This window comes from Streptococcus intestinihominis (genome assembly GCF_046824975.1).
Classification (GTDB): domain Bacteria; phylum Bacillota; class Bacilli; order Lactobacillales; family Streptococcaceae; genus Streptococcus.
In genome coordinates, this window is the sequence record NZ_JBKQBL010000002.1 from 237,285 (window position 1) to 239,143 (window position 1,859).

At 43.8% G+C, this 1,859-nt stretch carries 3 protein-coding genes; all 3 read right to left on the reverse strand.

Annotated features, from left to right (window positions below):
* On the reverse strand, nt 1–789 hold a 789-nt coding region (locus tag ACLOR3_RS04505), incomplete at its 3' end, for a GNAT family N-acetyltransferase (RefSeq protein WP_412037022.1).
* Between the two features lie 63 nt (nt 790–852).
* Entirely contained in the window at nt 853–1,482 is a 630-nt protein-coding gene (gene pyrE, locus ACLOR3_RS04510; protein ID WP_006596443.1) for an orotate phosphoribosyltransferase, read from the reverse strand.
* A gap of 228 nt (nt 1,483–1,710) precedes the next feature.
* Nucleotides 1,711–1,859 (reverse strand): orotidine 5'-phosphate decarboxylase / HUMPS family protein (locus ACLOR3_RS04515; protein ID WP_412037047.1); only part of this gene is annotated, 149 nt, incomplete at its 5' end.

Below are 1,859 nucleotides of genomic sequence, written 5' to 3' on the forward strand. Positions count from 1 at the left end.
CTCTTTTTCAACGACAATCTGAAATTGCTGCTCCACTTCTGCAACCATCTGATTCATCACACTTCGTAAGAGATAGCGTGCGTACCCTTTACGGAGATGATCTGGGTCAACGGCTAATCCAAAGAAATAGGTCGTTCCCTGAGAAAAATCCACCGTAACAGAAGCAAGTACTTGCTCATGGTCACGCAAGACAAAGAGACGGGTATCCTGCCCCTCGAGAGACTCGGTCGCATACTTGAGGGCATAGTCAAGATCCGTATCAAAAGCCTTGGATTGAAAATGCGCGATCTCTTGGAGCATGGACTCCTCAGCTTCCAATACCATCAGCCCTTCTCTCTTCTCAAGGTTGGTGCCCTGACAAGGGGCCTCCAACCACAGTTCGTGGTCTTCCTCCTCTGCCTCCACAAAATGAAAATGACTGAATAATTCCGGATGTTGCTCCAAAAACCGAACCTCTGATACATACAGTCGGTCTTCTAACTGATAGTCTTGGGCCAAGTCCATAAAGTCTTCCCATAAGGAACGAGCAATCCCTTGTCTACGAAAAGAAGGTGTCACAAAGAGCTGAACCTCAGCTTCTTTGGGTTCATCCGCATAGATGGACAAAAATCCAACCAGTTGTCCCTCCACCGATGCAAGGATAAAGGCTGGCATCGTTAAATCAGCATTATAGAGATTATCCAAATAGGGCAAGCGATAAGTATGGTCAATTTGGTGACAGGCTCTTACAAGCTGTTCACACTGCTTTTTTTCTTCTAAACTTAGACGAATCCGTCTTTCAAGCTTCATGAAATTTCCTTTCATCACAAAAACAAAAGGAGAGCCAAGCTTTGGCCCTCCTCCATTATTTCTTTAGTCTTGCCAGGTTTCTTGGTTTTCTTTGAAACGGCGTAACAGTTCCAAACCTTCATTAGTGATATAACCCTGTTCTTCAGCCAAATGAATCAATTCAGTATAGTTTGACAAGGTTTCAAGTTGAACGCCAGCTTCCGCAAATTTCTTATCTGCTTTCTCCAATTGGTAGGTGAAGATAGCCACCACACCAAGGACATCTGCTCCTTCACGCTTCGCAGCTGCGACAGCATCTAAGACAGACCCACCAGTAGAAATCAAATCTTCAACCACCACCATCTTTTGACCTTGTGGTACACGGCCTTCGATTTGGTTTCCAGCACCATGGTCTTTTGGTTTGCTACGGATGTAGGCAAATGGCAAATTCATCTTGTCCGCAATAATGGCACCATGAGGAATCCCCGCAGTTGCCGTTCCAGCAATCACTTCTACTTCTGGGAAAGCTTCCTTGATTTTGTCCACGAAGCCATTTTCAATCAAGGTACGAGTTTCTGGATAAGCGAGGGTCACACGATTATCCGTATAAATAGGGGACTTAATCCCAGAAGCCCAAGTAAAAGGCTCTTCCGGTTTCAAATAAACAGCTTCAATTTTTAGAAGATGGCTGGCAATATCTTTAGCTAATGACATGATAACTCCTTTTTACGATTTTAATCGAATACGAATTAAATCAATTATTTATTTTTAAACAACTGTACAGGTTAGTGAATAGTTTAGCGAAGGCCCTATCGGACTTAATTATTCCGACGATCACAGAAGAGAAACGATTTTTTTCTCTTCTGTGATCTAGTGAATGCGTTAGGGAAGGTCCCATAGGACTTCCCGTAGAGCTACCAAAAGTTCCACTTTTAGTAGCTCTTACGCATTCCACTGTCTCTTAATTTCATGATAAGCATCCCATGGGTTTTCTGCTTGAATGATTGGACGTCCAACCACGATGTAGTCTGATCCGATGGCATGGGCTTCTTGTGGGGTCATGACCCGTTTTTGGTCACCAATTTCTGCTC

Coding starts and splice junctions, on each gene's coding strand:
- pyrE (WP_006596443.1), bottom strand. CDS start 1,482: ATGTCATTAGCTAAAGATATTGCCAGCCATCTTCTAAAAATTGAAGCT.